The 20,544-nt window shown below is 50.3% G+C and carries 10 protein-coding genes and 1 tRNA gene; 7 read left to right on the top strand and 4 right to left on the bottom strand.

The genetic code is table 11. From position 1 onward, the window contains the following. Window positions 1-332 precede the first annotated feature (332 nt). Window positions 333-1,700, top strand: a complete 1,368-nt coding sequence (locus Pan161_RS05850; protein WP_145224934.1) for a TlpA disulfide reductase family protein — start codon at window positions 333-335, stop codon at window positions 1,698-1,700. Window positions 1,701-1,783: 83 nt separating this feature from the next. Here Pan161_RS05850 and Pan161_RS05845 read toward each other — a convergent pair whose 3' ends face one another. From Pan161_RS05845 to Pan161_RS05835, 3 genes are all read right to left on the bottom strand, one after another. Continuing rightward, window positions 1,784-4,027 (bottom strand): HEAT repeat domain-containing protein, encoded by a 2,244-nt coding sequence (locus Pan161_RS05845; protein ID WP_145224932.1) that lies wholly within the window; start codon window positions 4,025-4,027, stop codon window positions 1,784-1,786. Window positions 4,028-4,448: 421 nt separating this feature from the next. Beyond that, window positions 4,449-5,720, bottom strand: a complete 1,272-nt coding sequence (gene lysA / locus Pan161_RS05840) for a diaminopimelate decarboxylase (RefSeq protein WP_145224929.1) — start codon at window positions 5,718-5,720, stop codon at window positions 4,449-4,451. 103 nt (window positions 5,721-5,823) lie between these two features. After that, window positions 5,824-6,837 (bottom strand): aspartate-semialdehyde dehydrogenase, encoded by a 1,014-nt coding sequence (locus Pan161_RS05835; RefSeq protein WP_145224926.1) that lies wholly within the window; start codon window positions 6,835-6,837, stop codon window positions 5,824-5,826. Window positions 6,838-7,319: 482 nt separating this feature from the next. Between Pan161_RS05835 and purD the strand changes: the two genes are divergently transcribed. From purD to Pan161_RS05810, 5 genes are all read left to right on the top strand, one after another. Continuing rightward, entirely contained in the window at window positions 7,320-8,591 is a 1,272-nt protein-coding gene (purD, locus tag Pan161_RS05830; RefSeq protein WP_145224924.1) for a phosphoribosylamine--glycine ligase, read from the top strand. A 136-nt stretch (window positions 8,592-8,727) separates the two neighbouring features. After that, window positions 8,728-9,489 carry a 2-phosphosulfolactate phosphatase gene (locus Pan161_RS05825; RefSeq protein ID WP_145224922.1) on the top strand — a complete coding sequence of 254 codons (762 nt, stop codon included), beginning with the start codon at window positions 8,728-8,730 and terminating at the stop codon, window positions 9,487-9,489. Window positions 9,490-9,568: 79 nt separating this feature from the next. Then, window positions 9,569-11,236, top strand: coding sequence for a glycine--tRNA ligase (locus tag Pan161_RS05820; protein WP_197995715.1), 1,668 nt, complete (start codon window positions 9,569-9,571; stop codon window positions 11,234-11,236). Between the two features lie 56 nt (window positions 11,237-11,292). After that, window positions 11,293-12,831, top strand: a complete 1,539-nt coding sequence (locus tag Pan161_RS05815; RefSeq protein ID WP_145224920.1) for an FAD-dependent oxidoreductase — start codon at window positions 11,293-11,295, stop codon at window positions 12,829-12,831. A 78-nt stretch (window positions 12,832-12,909) separates the two neighbouring features. Further along, a tRNA-Gly gene (locus Pan161_RS05810) sits at window positions 12,910-12,980 on the top strand. Window positions 12,981-13,048: 68 nt separating this feature from the next. Here Pan161_RS05810 and Pan161_RS05805 read toward each other — a convergent pair. Continuing rightward, a complete protein-coding gene (locus Pan161_RS05805) occupies window positions 13,049-17,725 on the bottom strand; it encodes a PQQ-binding-like beta-propeller repeat protein (RefSeq protein ID WP_145224918.1) in 4,677 nt (1,558 codons plus the stop codon). A 393-nt stretch (window positions 17,726-18,118) separates the two neighbouring features. Here Pan161_RS05805 and Pan161_RS05800 point away from each other — a divergent pair, with 393 nt between their 5' ends. Next, window positions 18,119-20,509, top strand: a complete 2,391-nt coding sequence (locus Pan161_RS05800) for a PSD1 and planctomycete cytochrome C domain-containing protein (protein WP_145224916.1) — start codon at window positions 18,119-18,121, stop codon at window positions 20,507-20,509. Window positions 20,510-20,544: the final 35 nt, after the last annotated feature.

The following is a 20,544-nucleotide window of genomic DNA, read 5'->3' as shown; positions in this document are numbered from 1 at the left end:
TTGATGAAGCCTGTTAAGTGAAACCTCCCCTGCACTGAGCAGTGACGCCGAAAACTATCTGAAATCGGTCTCCGAATTGTAAATTTTTCCAGCTTCGTCTTGCTTTCAATGTGGTTTTTCGCGTAAAACTCGCGGCATAAAGTGTTATACACAGGAATTTTGCTGAGGGAGTGGCAGACTTCGCTTCAGGGCGTCTTCCGCAGAACTGTAACGGTCATCATTCAAATTGACGCGGGCCAAACATTACAAAAGCCCTACTTCGGGACCAGACATTTCGCGACCTCGGTTCTTCAGATAACGACAGACTCTCAAAGGAAGGAGAGCAATAAACGATGAGGTATCCACATCAAATCCTTTCGATCGCAGCAGGTTTGCTGTTAATCACTCAGTTCGGTTGTGGCGGTGGAGATTCTACAGCACCACAGGCAGCTGGAAATCTCACAGACGGGAAGCTGGACGGGGCCCCCGCAGACACGCAACTGGAATCCGTGCCCAAAGCTTCTATCACTCAAGTATCTCAGACAGGGTCTGGTCCTGCGTTAACACCGAATATGGTGCAGACCGCCAGCCTGGAACGCGAGCAGCGCGACCTCGACGATCTGGATGGAGATGAAGCTTCCCTGGTGGATGAAGAAATAAAAATTCAGGAACTGAAAGCAGGCTCTGCCGAATGGAATGTGCGGGAGATTACCCGACTGAAAGTTCAGGCACTTCCAAAAACGGAGAATGTCGAAGAGCTGAGATCTGCCCGTGTAGAGCGGAATAAGAAAATCATTCAACTGGCGATGGAAGCGGTCAAACAGACGCATGCTGATCAAGAAAAGCAACGCCTGTTCGCTGTTTGTATTAAACATCTTCTGGACGCCCATCTGCAACTGGCATTACAAGGCGATCAGGAAAGCATTGATGCGTTATACGATCATTCTGAGTCCCTGTATAAACGCGATCCCAAATCACAGTCTGCTGCAGATGCCGGTTTCTCTGTGGCTAAGTTTGCCAATACGAGCGCACAGCGATTTGCTAAACAGGATCCTCGCTGGATTGAAGAGTTTGTCAAGCAGTCGCGTCTGTTTGCGTCACGGTTTCCACAGGAAACTGTCCGTGCTCCCCAACTGCTGCAGGCAGCCGCAGAAACAAGTCAGTTATACGGTTTGAATAAACAGGCTTTGGATTGCTGTCTTGATCTGGAAGCACGCTTCCCCAAGAGTAATGAGGCCGCGCAGGTGCTCGGCTTGTCCCGTCGTCTGAAGCTGAAAGGTCATCCTCTGCAGCTGGCAGGAGAAACCATTGAGGGGGGATTTGTTTCGATTGATGATTATAAAGGAAGTGTGGTTCTGGTTGTCTTCTGGGCAACGACAGCGCGGCCCTTTATCGAACAACTACCCGAGATTCAGGCGTTATCACAAAAGTACCGTAAGTATGGATTTGAAATTGTCGGTGTGAATCTGGATCTGGAAGAACCTGCCATTGATGCCTTTCAGGAAAAGACACCTCTGGACTGGCGTCAGATCTTTTATTCTTCCCGCGACAAGCGTGGCTGGAACAATCCCGCAGCGGTATTTTACGGCGTTCGCACCGTGCCGATGCTGATGCTGGTGGATCATACAGGAGTTACGGAGCTGGTGACATCGGAGGCGAAAGACCTGGAAGAGCCATTGCGATCACTCTTGCGAAAGAAGACCGCTGCCAACGCGCAGTAGGTGAAAAGAAACAGGCTGAATGATGGGAGCTCCGCAGGTTCAGAGAATCTTCGGAGCTTTTTTTTCTGTGAGAAGCAACTGAGTCATGGAAGTGGAGTGGCAGGCTTAAATTCCTGCAGCCGTTCGCCAACCACTTTATTATCAGGCATCAAGGTTCCCATCACTGATGCCAGCGCAGTATTCAGTCCGGGCTCTGTGGCGGCCTGATAAGCAGCGCGGATCGACGTGACATCTTTGGAATCAACGAGCAACCCGAACTTCTGGATATGAAATGCCAGTTGCAGGGCAGCGATTTCTTTGACGTCGCTATCCATCGTCTTATTGGTCACAATCGTCACCAGATCTGCCTGGGCAGTACGGGTGGGAATCCCGCCAAGAGTGATCAGGGCATTTGATGCCAGAGTGCGGTCTGAAACCAGTTGCAATAGAGGTTTTTCTGCAGGTGTCAGATCGTAGAGCCTGCCTCTCTGGCTGGATGCGATATGCGACAGCCAGTATAGCGCGGCAGTCCGATATTCTGAGCGGAGTTCGCCAGTTAACTCCGGGGTTTTCAGGCTGTTAAGAAATGGCTTGACCTGAGTGCCGATATCATCTGAATTTTCTGATTCCACGATATAGTGCACTAGAGGATAATGCCGCGTTACGTATTCGATTTTATTTTTCAGGCGAAGTGGACCATAGATGATAATGGGAATATTTGCGGTACGGGAATCGGCCCTGAGATTGGCAATGGTCTGGGAAAGGCCCCAACGCATGATATTGTATTCGAGGGCAATAAATTCAACGTCCATGCGATCGGTGGCAGCTTTAAATCCTGCCATCCCGGTCTGTGTAGACTGTGTTTCATAACCGAGTTCATGAAACAGGCCCGCCATTGTCTGGCCTCGAGGAATGCTGCTGTCGACAACGATAGCTGACTGTTTTCCTTCTCCCCCTAAGGCACGGGTCAGGATGGCGATGACGCGCGTCGCTCCCGGGAATGTGTTGGCTGGATCAAGTTGCATGATGGCGGTTGCTGCGGCGAACTGTACCCGGCGATCGGGGTAATTCAATGCAGCGATCAGTGAGGAATGCTGATCCAGTTTCTCATACAGCAGGTTTCGGGAACCAATCTGTCCCAGCGCTTTCAAGGCAGCCAGTGCACTGGGAGTATGCCCCTGCTTCATCGCCAGCGCCAGCACCTGGCTGACCGCTTTGGGACCTGATAGTAAGGCTAGATTAAAGGCAGTCCCCGGACCTTCGGGCAGCGGGTTATTCCAGCCGACCTGATAGGCCTCCAAAGCGAGTGCCATTGCCAGATAAAGTGTCTGTACGTCCTGCTTGTCAGGAGACATTTCCAGGGCTTCTTTAGCCAGACGCAGCCCTTCAATCAGTCCCACTTCCTGAGCCGGCAACTCTTTCTGTGCGACAGTCTGTTGTGTTGTATCCCAGACCCAGATTTTCTGTTTTTCCGATGCTTCAACATGATTCTTGTAAAGCCGTAATGCGGCGTTTTTTAAAACCAGCTGTGCTTCGTGGCGGTTGAGCTCAAATACATTTCGAGGATCTTTGCCCAGAATTTTTGAGAGGGCCTGGCGGGCTGCGATTTGTACGCTCTGTTCCTGACTTTGTGAAAAAGCTGGATTCCAGAGATAAAGCGCTGCAGATGGATCAGCAATGTCTCCCAGAACTTCGGCAGCAATCTTGCGGATCCGATTCTCTGGGGCCCTTAAGGCAGCGATCAACGGTTCGACTACCGGTTTACCCAGCTGGGATAAAGCGAATGCCAATTCGTCATTTCTGGCAGGGTCTTCGCTGACACTTAACTGTTTCAAAATGGGAGGCGCCACGATTGATCCTGCTGATTTGAGCTGGATGATCGCAATGTTACGATCCGTGGGAGTTCCTGACAGATCACTGATTAACCCGTTGATGCGGGCGGGATCTGTGGCGTAAGCACGGAAGGCTGCTTCCATCTGACTCAGTAGAGTGGTCGATTCCGGCTGTAATTCTTTATTGTTCGCCAGTGACAGAAATGCCGCGGGACCATGTTCATCACGGAGTTTCAACAGGGTGACCTGGTCGAGGTTCGCTTTTAACAGTTGCTCCAGATAGGGCTTGGCTGAAGCAGCATGCCCGAGTCCGGTCAACTGAATGACAGCCTGCAGCATTTGAGCGGGCGTTTCAGGTTTCGACAGCAGGAGGTCATCGGCGGACAGGTTGGAAATCGTAGCTGACTTTTGAAGTTGCGGAGGTATTTCATCCTGTGACCAGACGTACGTAGACGGACTCAGGGTATTGAGAATGACCAGAGCAAATGCTGCCAGGATCCGATTATTAAAAGACATTCAGTCGACTCCGTGTCGTCATGGTTGTCGGCTATTCATGGGGCTGTCTGCGAACAGACCCGTTTTCGGGCCTGTCTACCTGACAGATTGAATATCTCTGATGGGAATACACAGTTACAGAAATTATATACTATTCTTATCACCTTACCCAAAACAACATAATTCAATTATTTCGTTTCAAGTCTTCACAGAAATCAGGTGGTATGTATTCAAATAGACATATTCAGTGTAGAAGCTTCTGTATCTAGTATCATCGTTTCCGACGACGATAACGGTGCAATCGAAGAAAGGGGATGCGCGTATCTTTGCTGTACCCAATGTATTACAGAGCGCAAGAACCCGGTAACTGTTATAACCCTACCATGACAGAACTGGTCTTCTGAACATACTCGACATACTGATCTGCTCGATAGTGCTTAACTCAGGTCTGTTCCAGTGCGATCAGTTCTTCATAAGTTTCCCGTCGACGAATAACATGATACTCGCTGCCATCGACCAGAATTTCTGCACTCCGAGGACGCGCGTTGTAATTACTGCTCATGACAGAGCCGTAAGCTCCTGCGCTGAACATGCAGAGATAGTCGCCTCGTTCCATGGGAGGCAGATAGCGGTCTTTCGCAAAATAGTCACAGGATTCGCAGACCGGGCCGACAACATCAGCTGGTTCACAGCCTTCAATTTCGCCTTCGCAGTCGAAAGGCATAGGAACCGCCGGTTTCACAGGCCAGACACGGTGGTAAGAATCGTACATCGCGGGACGGACGAGATCGGTCATGCCACCATCCTGAATGTAGAACAGTTTGCCCCCTTCCCGCTTGGTAAAGACGATCTGGCTGATCAACACACCGGAATTACCAGCAATGAAGCGGCCCGGTTCCAGCGCCAGACGACAGCCGATTTCTTTAATCGTGGGGACGATCACATCTGCGTAAGTTTGAGCAGAAGGGCCTTCGTCGGTTTTGTAGCTGATTCCAAAGCCGCCACCCAGGTTGAGCCAGTTCGTGTTGTGACCTTTCTCACGCAGTTGGGAGATAACTTCAGCTCCTTTTTTGACTGCTTTGGCATAGGGGTCGGTCGATAGAATGGGAGATCCCAGGTGCATATGAATGCCGGTTAATTCGAGGTGCTCGTCTTTGAGCACTTTGTCAGCCAGTTCGGTGGCACGTTCAATATCCATGCCGAACTTGTTGCCCTTTTTACCGGTTGTTGTTTTGTGATGTGTTTTGGCGTCGATATCCGGGTTCAGGCGCAAAGCGACGCGACCCACACAGTTCAGTTCCGCGGCGATCCGAGCGATGGCATCGAGTTCGGCTTCACTTTCCACGTCGAACATCAGGATATCCGCTTTCAATGCCTGGCGGATTTCTTCATCAGTTTTGCCTACCCCTGCGAAGACAACGCGCGAGGTATCGGCGCCTGCCTGCTGTACTCGGAACAGTTCTCCACCGGACACGACATCAAAACTGCTGCCGGCGTCGTTCATCGTTTTGAGAATACTCAGGTTTCCGTTGGCTTTAACGGAATAGCAGATGACCGGATCGACTTCGGCAAACGCCTCCTGAATTTCTTTCAAACGACCGAGAAAATCTGATTTGGAATAAACCCACAGCGGGGTGCCAAACTCTTCTGCTAGTTGAGCGACGGGGACTTTTTCACAAAACAGTTCATCATTCTGGTAATGAAATGCAGACATTGCGTAGCCTTTACGATGTAATCTTTGAAAAATGGCACTGGCGGGACGAACTCTTCAAGCAGGAATCCGCCCGCAGTGACGATAGTGAAGATGCGAACACAGCTTAGGTGCAGGCTTTATGTTTTGCGAGCAACTCAGCGATTTGAACAGCGTTGGTGGCGGCCCCTTTACGGAGGTTATCACTGACGCACCAGAAACTGAGCCCGTTCGGTGAAGAAATATCACGTCGGATTCGGCCGATATAGACTTCATCACTGCCATCACAGGTGGAAGGCAGCGGATACGACAGATTCTGCAGGTCATCGACGACGGTAATTCCCGGGAAGTCAGAGAATAATTGACGGGCTTCTTCCGGCGAGATCGGGCGTTCGGTCTCGACGGTGATGGTTTCGCTGTGGCAGTTTGCGACAGGAATCCGCACACAGGTCGGGTTGATCTGGATCGATTCATCGCCCAGAATTTTGCGGGTTTCGTACACCATTTTCATTTCTTCGCTGGTGTAGCCGTCCTCTTTTTCGCTGCCAATCTGTGGGATCGCATTAAAGGCAATCGGATGGTCAAACACCTGGTAATCGTGTTTTTTACCTTCCAGATAGGCCCGGGAGCCTTCCAGCAGATCGCTGGTTCCTGCGATTCCAGCGCCACTTGTCGCCTGGTAGGTACTGACGATGACACGGCGAACGGGGGAAGCATCGTGCAGCGGTTTCAGGGCCATTACCATCTGCGTGGTGGAGCAGTTCGGGCTGGCAATAATGCCTTTGGCTTCGAGTGCGGCTTCCGGGTTGATTTCCGGAATCACCAGCGCGACTTCGGGTTTCATCCGCCAGTAGCCTGATTCATCGATGACAATGGCACCGGCTTCCACGGCTGAGGGAAGAAATTCTGCTGCGACATCATCGGGAGTGGAAGCGATGACCAGTTCGACTCCAGCGAAGGAATCTTTGGTCAATTCTTCGAGAGTGTAGGTTTTGCCTTGGAATTCCAGTGTTTTGCCTGCGGAGCGCGCTGAGGCCAGAAATCGAAATTGTTTCGCCTGGAAGTTCCGATCTTCCAGCAGTTTCCGCATGATGTGCCCGACGGCACCGGTGGCACCAATTATGGCGACAGTATCAAACACTTTGAATTCTCCATTAAACAAAAAGGTTAAAAGTCTTTTAATAGAATGACTTTAAGTCAATTACTATGCTGCAGGATTACGATAACAGTAATTTCGGCTCTTACCTTAACTCTATCGAGGTTCTTCTCGAAGGTGACAGGTCACACGAAAAGAGGTTCAGAGCACGATCGGGGATCGCTGAACAATCAAAAACCCGATTGAACGGGACATTATATGGTCTGAAGCGGTATTCGTCCAATGCTGAGCGTGTGTTGTCTGTAGAGTGGTGATTACTGAAGAAAGTTTATTCCTGACAGGACCAGATTTATTCTGGTATCGAAGTAAAACACGAGCTTTTTAACAGCAAAGTCTAAATTTCGGGAAGCGATGCTACTAGGGGCAAAACAGTGCTGATATACTCCACGGGAGTGGAATCAAGTCAGTGAGAGAGATTGTCTCGCCTGAAATTTTAAGAAGAAGATAACGAGCAGGTACCTTACACGATGAAAGTTTTAGTGATTGGTCAGGGAGGCCGCGAACACGCACTGGTCTGGAAACTGGCCCAGTCGGAGAGTGTCAGTCAGGTCTTTTGTGCACCTGGAAACGCCGGGACCCAGTTGGACGGAACGAATGTCGCTATCAGCGTCAGTGATATCCCGAAGATGGTGGCTTTTGCCAAAGAAGAAGCGATCCAACTGGCGATTGTCGGTCCTGAGGTGCCTCTGGTCGCCGGGATGTCAGATGCACTGCGCGCCGCCGGGATCTCAGTATTTGGACCATCCAAGGCAGCCGCTGAACTGGAAGGCAGTAAATCATTTGCCAAGCAGATGATGTGGAAGGCCAATGTTCCCACAGCCAAGTCGGAGACATTTAACAATTTTGAAGCAGCCGAAGCCTATCTGGAAGAACGCGAAGAACAACCTCTGGTGATCAAGGCCGATGGCCTGGCAGCTGGTAAAGGCGTTTTGATCTGCGATACCAAACAGGAAGCCCTTGACGCCATCAAGTCTCTGATGAAAATTCGCGAATTTGGGGATGCGGGGAGAACCGTCATCATCGAAGAAAAGCTGATCGGTCAGGAAGTCAGTATCCTGGCAATCGTCAGTGGATCGACGATTGTTCCTCTGGAAACATCACAGGATCACAAAGCAGCCTACGATGGTGACAAAGGTCCTAATACCGGCGGGATGGGAGCTTACAGCCCTGCTCCCCTGGTCACACCTGAATTGATGGACGAGATCATCGAGAAAATTCTCGTGCCGATGGTCAACGTCATGAAAATCGAAGACCGTCCTTTTAATGGAGTTCTCTACGCTGGCCTGATGATTACTAATCAGGGGCCCAAAGTACTGGAATTCAATGTCCGTTTCGGAGATCCCGAAGCTCAGCCGGTACTGATGCGGCTCAAGACAGACCTGGCACAACTGCTGCTGGCGGCTGCGGAAGAGCGCCTGGACGAAATTGATGACCTGGAGTGGGACGAGCGACCGGCTGTTTGTGTGGTGATGGCATCGGAAGGCTATCCTGAAGAGTATAAAAAAGGGCGAGTCATTCGCGGCTTGGGTGAAGCGGCCGAACTGGCTGATACCAAAGTGTTTCACGCGGGAACTACCATGAAAGACGATCAGGTCGTGACCGACGGTGGTCGTGTTCTGGGAGTGACTGCGATTGGTGAAAGCATCAGTCAGGCAAAACTGAAAGCGTATCAGGCGGTCAAATGTATCCGCTGGGATGGGGCCTGGTGCCGCAAGGATATTTCAGATAAGGCTCGCTGAGCCTCGGATTCCCTCGAGAGCGTTTTTCATTTTAGTATAGCGCCTCTCGTACTTTGATACTCGGTCCAAAGGCCCCTGGAAACGCTATAGTAAAACTGGACACAGTTTAGTCTTGAAAGAATGTCCGCGATCAGTCATGCCTGATGAAATTCGAACCTGCTTACTGCCTGTCTTGTCACAACCGGAAGACTTTTCGGGGAGCACTGCTGTGATTCTCGATATTCTTCGCGCTTCCTCTACGATTACGACTGCATTGCATTCCAGTGCCGCTGCTGTGATTCCCTGTGAAGAAATTGAGCAAGCACAGCAGATCGCCGGGAAACTGAATGAAACTGCTGATTCAGAGGTATTACTCGGGGGCGAACGCGGGGGAATCATGATCGAGGGATTTGATCTGGATAACTCCCCTGCCCGTTATTCTACGGAAGTGGTTGCTGGAAAACAGATCGTGTTTACGACGAGTAATGGAACACGGGCTTTGAAACGCGCGATTCAGGCAAATCGAATACTGATTGGTTCGTTTTTGAATCTGGCTGCGGTCGTGAATGAATTGAGTCAAAGTTCGGGTGTGATTTACCTGGTCTGTGCGGGAACAGATGGAGCGATTACGGGAGAAGACTGTCTCTGTGCAGGGGCAATTGCTGCAGGACTGCAGGAGATGACCAGTTATAAGCTAACGCTGGATGATGCAACCAGGATGGTCGTCGACTATTATCAAACGCAGGTCAGCCGTCCAGATGGGTTGCTGACAGCGATGCGTGCCAGTCAGGGGGGACGTAATCTGATTCAACGTGGCTTTGAAGAGGATATTCAACTATGTTCTGACCGAGATTGTTACCCGGTACTGCCTGAGTTCAGTCACGAATCAGGAAAAATCATGTTATCTTCAGCAGGCTGATCCGTTGCTGTTTTAATGAGTATTATAAAATCGTTTTATAAGCGTGTCTTACTGAAGACAAAATGGAAAGACCAAAGCAATGAAAAAAGAGATGGAGAAAATCGTAGCGTTGTGTAAACGGCGCGGGTTTATTTTTCAGTCGTCTGAAATTTACGGCGGTCTGCAGGGGTTCTGGGATTATGGTCCGCTGGGAGTCGAACTCAAGCGGAATGTGAGAGAGGCCTGGTGGTCTGATATGATTACCACTCACAATGAGCTGGTCGCTCCGGAAGGGGCTCCCAAACCGTTCTCCATGACAGGAGTCGAAACCACGATTATCATGCACCCCAGCGTCTGGAAAAGTTCCGGGCACTTTGATCTGTTTCATGATTTTATGGTTGATTCTAAAGAGTCCAAAGCCCGGTTTCGTGTTGACCACGTTTCGGTGGCCGTGGCCTACGCTGCCGACAAAACGCCCATAGCCTGTGAAACCTATATGGCTGATATCGGTGAAGAAGGACTCTCAAAAACCAAACGCAAGCGTCTGGAAAAAACGATTGCAGAATACGAAAAAGAGCACGGTCTGGACGCGAGTGAAACGCCACAGATTACGGTCTGTAATCTGATGGAATATCGGAAGAAAATGGCGGATGCGAATATTCCCACCACCGGAAAACTGGAAGCACGCTGTCCGGAAACCGGGGGCGAACTGACCGAGCCACGCGAATTTAACCTGATGTTCAAGACGATCATTGGGGCACTCGCGGGTGAAGAAGGAACCGCGTTTCTGCGGCCGGAAACCGCACAGGGGATGTTTGTGAACTTCAAAAATGTGGTCGACAGCGGGCGTGTCAAAGTGCCTTTCGGGATCGCACAGATCGGTAAAAGTTTCCGGAATGAAATTACACCCCGAAACTACATCTTCCGTTCCCGTGAATTCGAACAGATGGAAATGGAGTTCTTCTGTCATCCGGATGAATCGTTTGAGTGGTACCAGTACTGGCGTGATCGTCGGTATGCCTGGTACATCAAACATGGGATTGCTAAAGAGAATCTGATTCTGCGCGATCATACCCAGGAAGAACTGGCTCATTATTCGGTGGGAACCGCTGATGTGGAATATGCCTTCCCTTTCATGGAAGAGGATGAATATGGAGAACTGGAAGGGATTGCCCATCGCGGTGATTTCGACTTGCGTTCGCACATGGAAGGTAAGCTGGTTCGTGAAGGTGACCAACTGGTCGTGGAGAAGAATGAGCATGGTCAGCCTAAGTATAAAGGGAGTGGTAAGGATCTGACTTACTTTGATGATCAGACCCGCGAGCGGTTCATTCCGCATGTGATTGAGCCGGCCGCCGGTGCTGACCGAGCAACGCTGGCATTTCTCTGTGAAGCCTATTACGAAGATGAACAACCCGATGAAAAGGGGAATATGCAGACTAGGACCGTGATGCGGTTTCATCCGCGACTGGCTCCTGTGAAAGTCGCCGTTTTCCCGTTGATCAAAAAAGCGGGTATGCCGGAAATCGCTTCCTCCATTTACCAGCGTCTGAAATCCGCGGGAATTCAAGCGGTTTATGATCAGCAGGGGGCCATTGGCCGCCGATATCGTCGTCAGGACGAGATTGGAACACCTTTCTGCTTGACAGTGGATGGGGAAACAGAACAGGATAACTGTGTGACACTGCGTGATCGTGATACACTGGAACAGGTCAGGATTCCGATTGACGATGTCGTTACAGAGATCCATAAACGAATTTACGGCTGAATGAATCGGTCCGGATCGAAAACTTTTCCTGTAAATTGAATCGAGAGGAGTCTGTCATGGCCAACGAAAATATGGACCGTCGCGTGTTCGGTAAGTACCTCGCTGGCAGTACCGCTGCTTTTTTAGCCGGTGCCAATGTGGCTTCTGCAAAAGAACCGGTAGTAGATGGGGTGACGCGTCCTTCTAATGCACTGTTACTTGACGGTGGTGGTCAGTCAGTCTGGAATTCCTCTGCACAACATGTTCGAACCAGCGGTTGGGTATCACCAGACGGGAAAATATTTCACGAAGCAGCCCGGAATATTCCGATTGTCGAGGAAGATGAAGTCATCGTCTGCGGCGGCGGTCCTGCCGGGGTCGCTGCAGCTCTGGCGTCTGCCCGCAGTGGAGCGAAAACCCGTTTGCTCGAAGTCAACGGCTGTATCGGCGGGGTCTGGACGGCAGGCGCATTAACACTGATCATTGATGCTCAGAATAAGCCGGGCATCATGCGTGAACTGTTGCAGAAGCTGGAAGAACGCGGCGCCAGTAATACGCTGCCGAATGGATCTGTTGCCTACGACACCGAGAAGACCAAACTGTTACTGGAAGATCTGCTACTGGAAGCGGGAGTCAAAATTCAACTCCATACGCGAGTTGTAGGTGCCGTGACTGACATTAATAATCGTCTGTCTGTGATTGTGACCGAATCCAAGTCGGGTCGGCAGGCCTGGAGAGCCAAGGCGTTTATCGACTGTTCCGGCGATGGCGATCTGGCTGCGCAGGCGGGGTGCAGTTACGAATTCGGTCAGCCTGGTACGGGGGTAACTCAGCCGATGAGCCTGATGGTTCTGCTGACAGGAGTCACGCTGGATGGCATCGCTCCCTTCGTACGCGGAGATGCAGAGCCTCGCAAACTGGGGAATCCCAAGAAGAACCTGCTGGCAGAGTTTCAGCGGGCGGGTATCGACCCTTCTTATGGCGGACCGACGATTTTTCGTGTTCGCGATGGTCTGTTTGCGATGATGGCCAACCATGAATACGGGACGCTGGCCATCGATGCAGCTCATGTGACTGAGGCGACTCTGCAGGCACGGCGTGAAGTACATAAACTGGTCAACAGCCTGAAAAAACTGGGTGACCCCTGGACCAACCTCGAGATCATTGCGACCGCAGAACAGATCGGCACCCGTGAAGGACGCCGAATTATGGGACGTTATCATGTTTCCAGTGAAGATCTGAAAAACGGAGCACGCTTCGAGGATGGCATCTGCCACGTTCGGTTTGGGATTGATGTGCATTCCACCAATCCAGGTAAAACGAAAGCCATTGAAAAGAAACCGTTCAAATCCAAACCTTATGATATTCCCCTGCGGGCATTGATTGCCCGGGATGTGACCGGTCTGATGATGGCAGGACGTTGTATCAGTGGAGACTTTATCGCGCACAGCAGCTATCGGGTAACCGGGAATGCCGTGGCGATGGGAGAGGCAGCGGGAGTTGCTTCTGCTCTGGCAGCGACCACGCAGAAACTGCCTCACGAAGTCCCCTTCCCTGAAGTCGCGAAACAACTGGACTTGATTCGCTCCGATGAAAACCAGCAAGTGAAAAGTTAATCGAAATACTCATGATGCTGGGCTCGGAATAACTTGACCCAAACCGATGTCATGTTTACGCTGTCTCTCGAGAGTTCAGCGGCTGTCGTATAATGGTATTACCCCAGCTTCCCAAGCTGGTGACGAGGGTTCGATTCCCTTCAGCCGCTCTTTTCAGATTCCCTGCTCTCTCTCTCTGGGTTGCCGTTGAGCGCAATTGAAAACTCTCTGCTTACGATCAGAGTGGCTTATCGAAGATACCATCCAGAGACTTCGCTTTATCGCTGAAGTCGATTTCGATGGCGCTGTGCATTCCCTGTAGAATGATTTTATGAAAGCGGGGATCAATCTGCAGCTGCAGGATTGTATCTTTCAGGAGATTGTCTTTAAAGCCGATCGTATCTCCGGTTCTGGCATCCAGAACTTCCAGGAGGAATGAATAGCTGCGTGTCCGAGATTCAGTGCGGATTTTACTCATGAAGATCAGGAAGGGGAGCTGATATTGTGAGGTGTCAATCCAGGAGCGTTTGGGGAGATTGCGACTCCAGAGGATCTGCCCCGTTTTCCCATCGATACTGATTAAATCATTGTCGAGATGCACCACATTCAGAAACGAGTCGCTGACATAAAAATCGTTTTGAGGGGATCGCCTGCGTGGCGTCGTGTATGAGAAATTGAAGTAGTAGCGGTCCTGATCTTTAAACCCGAGAAACTTATTGAGGCTTTTCAGGTAGTCGTCGGGGATGATCGATTCGATGATGGTCTCACCTGTTTCTACATTAAGTACCCGCAATCGATTTGGGGGCAGAAGAATAGCCAGTTCTGTCTCAGAGATCTGAGTCGATAATCCTGTATTCGAAACGGGCTCGTCGAGCAGGAGCTGATCTGTCAGCGGGTCCCAGAGCCGAACTCGTTTTTCAGTAGTCGATGTCGTCTCATAAAACATTTTGCGGCCGAAGACGTGGCGGGAGCGACTGTTTAATTCCAGTTCACCTTTTCGGATCTGTTCGCCGGTAATCGTGCTGTAGACGTTGTAGTTCGTGCGATTGATGCTAAAGGCAACCAGCGCCTGCTGATCACCGATCAGTCCTTTACTGGAGTCACTGAGGAAGCCTGATTTGGAAGGGATATTCTTGCGTTCCCACAAGACCTTCCCTGTGGCCGGATTTAATCCGAACAGGCGGTTATCCCACTGGAACACACAGACACGGGGTCCGGAAGGACCAACGTAAAACAGCGATTGTGAATTGTTTAAGTCATCGAATTCCTTTGTCCAGAGCGGTGTGGAGATGTCTCCATCCAGTTGCAGCAGAGAAACTCCATGGATCTTACGCTTACTGCCGAGAGGAATGAAATGACCGACGCGGGTGTTTTGTGAATGATAGGGGTAGGAAATGCGATCTGAAACTTCGATCTTTCCAATCGTCTGACCAGCGTGTTTATTGATGACATGCAGTTGCCCACCGGACTTCAACAGCAGCTGAGAGATTTCCGGCGGAGGGAGGAACTTCCGTTCATAATTTTTATATGTATTTTGGGTTTCCAGGGGCGGAGTTCCCAGGTCACTTTGTCTGATGATCAGGTGTGAGACCTCATGTTGCAGGGGCTGCATGGCTTGAAAGATGGTCCAAGTCTGGGACCCTCGATCAAAGCGGTTGACATACTGCTTTCCCGTGATGCCGGTATCGAGGGGGACTTGAGCATATTTTTTGTCAAGTTCGCTTAATAACGCGGCTGCTTCATGAGGCAGCCCTGCCGTCTGCCAGAGTTCCAGCAGTTCGTGGGTAGCATTCGCTGCGATCTGTTCGTCGGGATGACTGCGGTTGAGCATCAACAGGAATTCTGCCTGTTGGATTTGACCCTGTTCAGTCAGGCGGGCTGCCAGTCTGCTGCGGACTTCGACTGCCTGCGACCAACTGCCGTACGTGTCGAGGAATGATTGCAATACAGGAATGGAACCATCTTCGAGCGCAGCCTGCTGATCATCGGTAATTTTTGCGTCAAGTGTTTCGCGGTCTATCCGATCTGCTTTCGCAGTCACTTTCTCCATCAGCCCGGCGACCAGACTTTTGGTAGTGACGAGGTGGTCGGTGTCTCCCGCCATCGCGAGGGGGAACTTGACATCAAGTTTCTTAAATTCCTCGGCGACATCCATCAGAGCGTGGTAATTTTCCTGCTCGAGCAGATACCGGGATTTACGAGAAAGGTAGCGACCCCGTTCCTGCGGGGTGGTGGCAAGTCGTTCCAGTTTGGCGAGTAGCTGAAATTCATCCTGAGTGGATTGGTTCAGCTCGGCATAAAGCAATTCTCTTAAGAGGGATTCAGACCGTGTTTTTACGTTGGCTGTTGTGGGAATGGAAAGCAGAGTTTCCAGCCTGTGTTGGGCACTGCTTAAATTGCCCAGCGCCAGTTCCAGTTCTGCTTTTAGCAGCTGGTCACTCTGATGACGGGGAGAATTCAGGTTCTGGTGATCGATTTGAGGTAAACTGGTCAACATGGCTTCAGCCTGGGGGAATGCATCAATCTGCCAGAGCCCCAGTGAAATCAATTTGCCTTGGTGGGCAATGATATTTCCGGGATACCAGTTGTGCTGGACCGTGTTTTCAGTTGCCTGCCGCGAAAGATTCTGATGGGCGTATTCCGCACCCTTTCTAAGTTTTTGCTTGAACTCCCTGTTCAGGATCTCTGTGATCTGGGTGGTACTACTTAAAGTAAATCCCGATTCTTTTCCCGTGGGGATATGAATGCTGAGTACACTCCCTGATTTTATGGGTAGAAGATAGTTTTTCTGTGACAGGAATCCTTTGCCGGTCACAGGGCCAACGTGCAGATGCCAGAGTTCTCTCCCATCTTCGATGTGTCGGCCGCGACAATAGTCCGAACCGACAATCAGCACTGTTTCATCGACAACCGCGGCGACATACTCGGCATCTTCCCGGTGAACTTCTTCCCAAAGTGGGATTCCGGTATTTAAATCGACGCAATGAATATAAGGGGAACCAGTGGGGAGATAAAAAACACGGTGCTGATCAATTAAAGGAGCACTCGACAGGCCGGGGTGACCAAAGGCGACAGGCCGGTAATACCGCTTCTGCGAAATGCGGCGGTACTGGTCTCCGTCGCCATAGTAATAGTTCCAGAGGAGATCTCCATTGGTCGCATCAATGGCAACCAGGGTATCCATCTGAGTTGTACAGACCAGAACCCCCTGACTGCTGGTCAGCGGGCAATGCATATAGGCGCGAGTCCGATCTGTGAAAATCGGTTGATTGACGAAAGCAATTCCCTGTTTCCAGTGAATTGCTCCGTTCTGAGGGTTGATACACAGAATGGAGAGTTGACTGTGGTGTTCGGCAATGGCGTAAATATAATTTCCGACAGGCAATGGTGCACCGAGAAAATAGTAGCCTTCAATACTCCACGCCGGCCTGGTTTGCATCTCAGCCGTTTCACTACCTGCAGGTGAATCTGTAGTAACTGAATTCTGGCTGACTGCAGCATCCTTCTTTTTTAAAGGGAGTGCCACAAGACGGTTCCCCTTCTGGGAGACCAGAGAAAAATGTAACGTCGATCGACGCAGCCCCATGTTGATCTGTGCAGAAGGCTGAGTATCTGGCAGATAGTCAATCGCAAATACAAATTGACCATTGCTGCTGAGAGAGCCATAGATCGAGTTGTAGTTATAAAACTTTTCCAATGGCAGATTCTGGGAATACGTTGAGTGAGACTTTGTGTGTTCCTCCAACTGATCAATCAACTGGCTGAGGCTGCCTGCACTCTGAAAGAGCCAGGCAGTTTTGCCGGAATCCAGATTAACCGCTCGGATTCCCTTGAAATCTCGATAGATAACCAGATCATCCACGGCAATGGGCTGATTCACCACCGCAGTCGAGAGATTTTGACGAAACTGTTTGGTCTCCCAGTTTCGTAAGGTTTCCAGTGGACGGTCCTTGTCAGTCAGTCCAATGGGATGGCTCCAGAGCGGATCCAAATAGGGAAGGCTGGCATCGACTGACATATTGCGATTGGCATTACCTTGCGAAACAAACCAGCCTGTTGACTTTTGAGATGAGGAGCCAGTCAATGATGTGTCCAGCCTCTGCAGCGCCTGTTCCAGAGAGAGCGTTCTTCCGGATACAATGACCTTTGCTGCCCCGTATGTTTCCAGTATCTGAGTGGTTTTTTCGTGCTGTTGTGACTGCTGGTAGGTCAGTGCGGCTTTCAGTAAATGAACCGGTTCCAGACGTGACTGTTGTAGACGGCTCTCTAGGAGCAGGTCCCAGTAGCGTGCAGCAAAATCAAAGTTCCCTTGTTCCATATAATGGGTGGCTAAATAGTTCAGGGATTCAAAGCCGGCTTGCAGGGGAAAAAAACGTAATGCCAGCAGTTCATACAGCCGCAAATCATTCGTCTGACGTGCCTGTTGCAGCAACTGGTTTGCCTGAGGTCCGGAGATACGTTCGTAGTCTGCCAGTGAGCGTGGCGAAAATTGTGAGTACAACTGACGGGTGCGAGCCCGGAAATTCACGGGACGTGGCTGATCATCAGACCAGAAGAAGTAATCTTCCTGGTGATCGAGAAGTTTTTCGAGCTGCAGTGCTCCTTCTGTAAACTCGCGTTCCTGGAATTTCTGTTCCGCCCGATCAAACTGAGTCTGTAGATTCCGGTTCCTGTAGATTCGGTGAATTAACGCTTCGCGTTCTTCTGAGATCGACTGATCTGGCTCGCTTTGTTCTGGTACTTCCTTTTGAGCTGGCGGGTCAAGGAATGCCAGCAGAGGTAGCCTGTTCTGTTTTTCACCTGAGAGTAAATAGAAACAGGGATAAAACAGAACCACACCCAGGCAGAGAGAGATCCTGGTTGAGGCACACTTCGGGAACTTCCATCCCGAGAATGGAGGAAATAATCGATTCATCCTGCGGATTCTCCTCAGATCAGAAACAGGTGCCTGCCATCAAGCGCATCACCGTACACAGGCATTGGCATTATAACACAATCAGCCGGGAGACAGACAGACTAGTTTAAAAAGGAGGCCTTCCGCTTCAATATATTGAATGACTGCATGACAAGTACAGGAAATAAGTTAGTGTTGTTTATTGTTGAATTGACATAAGTCATGTGAATCATCGACAATAGGAAAATAAGATCCTGGACAGATAATGGATTAGATTGAATCCTTCACTGAAGACTGTACAGTCGGGAGAGACAGATCCGCATGCCATGCTTCGCTCACTGCAGAATCAGACTCAGATTCCTTCCCAACGCTGTTTACGGCATACTCCTGTGGTTTGGTCTGTCATTAACCACAGTGAGTGTAGCTGAAACGAACAAGATCCCCGCCAATCAGAATGGGAAAACGCCCGTTGATTTCACGCAGGAGATTCAGCCCCTGCTGGCCAAGCATTGTTACTCCTGCCATGGTCCTGATGTGCAGGAAGGCGGATTACGCCTGGATCAGAGTGAGCTGGCATTCAAGAAGCTGGAATCTGAGGCGACAGCTGTCGTACCCAATCATCCGGACCAGAGTGAGTTGATCGCGCGAATTACGTCAATAGATGAAGGTTTGCAGATGCCTCCTGAAGGGGAGCGACTCAAGCCGGAGAAAATTGAAATTCTTAAGAACTGGATCCAGCAGGGCGCGGAATGGAAAAAACACTGGGCATTCCAGCCGCCTCAGCAGAAGACTCCGCCTGAAACAAATCAGAGACAATGGGTCAAAAATCCGATTGATGCATTTATATTGGCCGGGCTGGAGGAAAAGGGACTGATTCCTGCTGCTCCCGCTGATCGCGTAGCGTTAATCCGCCGCGTTTATTTTGATCTGACAGGACTGCCACCTACCCCGGAAGAAGTCGATCAGTTTGTGAAAGATTCCTCTTCTGATGCTTACGAGAAATTGGTTGATCGCCTGCTGACTTCTCCCCGGTATGGAGAACGCTGGGCGCGTCATTGGCTGGACCTGGTACGTTATGCTGACACGAACAGTTTCGAGCGGGATGGTGACAAGCCGAATGCCTGGCGTTTTCGTGATTATGTCATCCAATCATTCAATGAAGATAAACCCTACAGTCAGTTTATCAAAGAGCAACTGGCCGGGGATGAACTGGATCAGGTAACGAACGACACGATCATTGCGACAGGTTATTACCGTCTTGGTCTGTGGGATGACGAGCCGGCTGATAAACTATTGAGTTATTACAATGAACTGGATGATATTGTTTCCACAACCAGTCAGGTATTTCTGGGACTGACCTTAAACTGTGCCCGCTGTCACGAACATAAAATCGATCCTGTTCCTCACGAAGACTATTATCGATTTATGGCGTTTTTTCATGGCTTGAATTCCTACGGGACACGTGGGGATCAACGATCCTATAATCAGACGGATATTACCCCCCCAGAACTGGCGGCTAAGTATGCGAAGTATGATCAACAGAAAAACGAGTTGAAGAAAAAACTGCATGTGATCGAAGAGGCAGCGATCAAAAAAATGCCCGGCGTTGATCAGAGACGATCGGAAACCCGTGAACGGGGAAAACTACTGAAAGAAAAACTGGCCGAATATCTGGAACCAGAACAAAATCAGACTTACCAGGGTTTGAAGGGTAAATTAAAGCAGCTGGAAGCAGAACGCAAAAAACTACCGAGCCGAAAAGCGGCTCTCAGCGTCAGGCGGAGTCAGAAAGAGCCCCGTGAAACTTTTGTGCTGCTGCGGGGGAATCCGCATGTGCGTGGCGATAAGGTGGAACCCGGCTTTCCGGAACTCTTTGGAGAAACCGAAGCGAAAATTCCGACGCCTGGTAAGGATCAGCAGACTTCGGGGAGACGTCGGGTACTGGCGGAGTGGATTGCCGATGGAGGGAATATGCTGACATCGCGCGTGATCGTGAATCGGATCTGGCAGCATCATTTTGGCCGGGGAATTGTGCAGTCGCCGAATAACTTCGGACAACTGGGAGTGCCTCCGACGCATCCGGAACTGCTGGACTGGCTGGCTCTGGAATTTGTGAAAGTTGGTCAGCGATTCAAACCATTTCATAAGCTGATTCTCATGTCGAATACGTATCAGATGTCATCTCAGTACTCAGAAGAAGCGGCAGCCGTCGATCCGGCCAATGATCTGTTCTGGCGGTTTAATATGCGGCGTTTGAGCGCAGAAGAAGTTCGCGATTCAATTCTGGCAGTGAATGGTCGTCTGAATCTGAAGATGTATGGTCCTGGTATTTATCCGCTGATTTCTCAAGAAGTGTTACAGGGACAGTCTCGTCCGGGCGAAGGCTGGGGAGATTCATCGGAAGAAGAGCGGGCTCGACGCAGTATCTATATTTATGTCAAACGTTCTCTGGTGACTCCCCTGCTCTTCAACTTTGACTTTGCCGATACCGACAGCAGCTGTGCGGTTCGTTTTGTCACCACACAGCCCGCTCAGGCTCTGGGGATGGTCAATGGTCATTTTGTCAATCGACAGGCGGAACTGTTTGCAGACCGACTCATTGAAGAGGCGGGAGCAGAGTATCCCTCATTTGTAACACGGGCGATTCGCCTGGCGTATGGACGTGAGCCGCATGCAGGTGAAGTGAATGACGGGGTACAACTGATTAAGAGATTGATGGAAAAACATTTCCTGAAAGAAAAACAGGCGCTGGATTATTTCTGTCTGACGGTTTTGAATCGGAATGAGTTCGTCTATCTGGATTAATAGCGATTCAGATTACTGAAACCCTGAATCATGAG

It is taken from the genome of Gimesia algae (genome assembly GCF_007746795.1).
GTDB classification, from domain to species: Bacteria; Planctomycetota; Planctomycetia; order Planctomycetales; family Planctomycetaceae; genus Gimesia; species Gimesia algae.
This window is presented reverse-complemented; position numbering and strand designations above follow the sequence as displayed.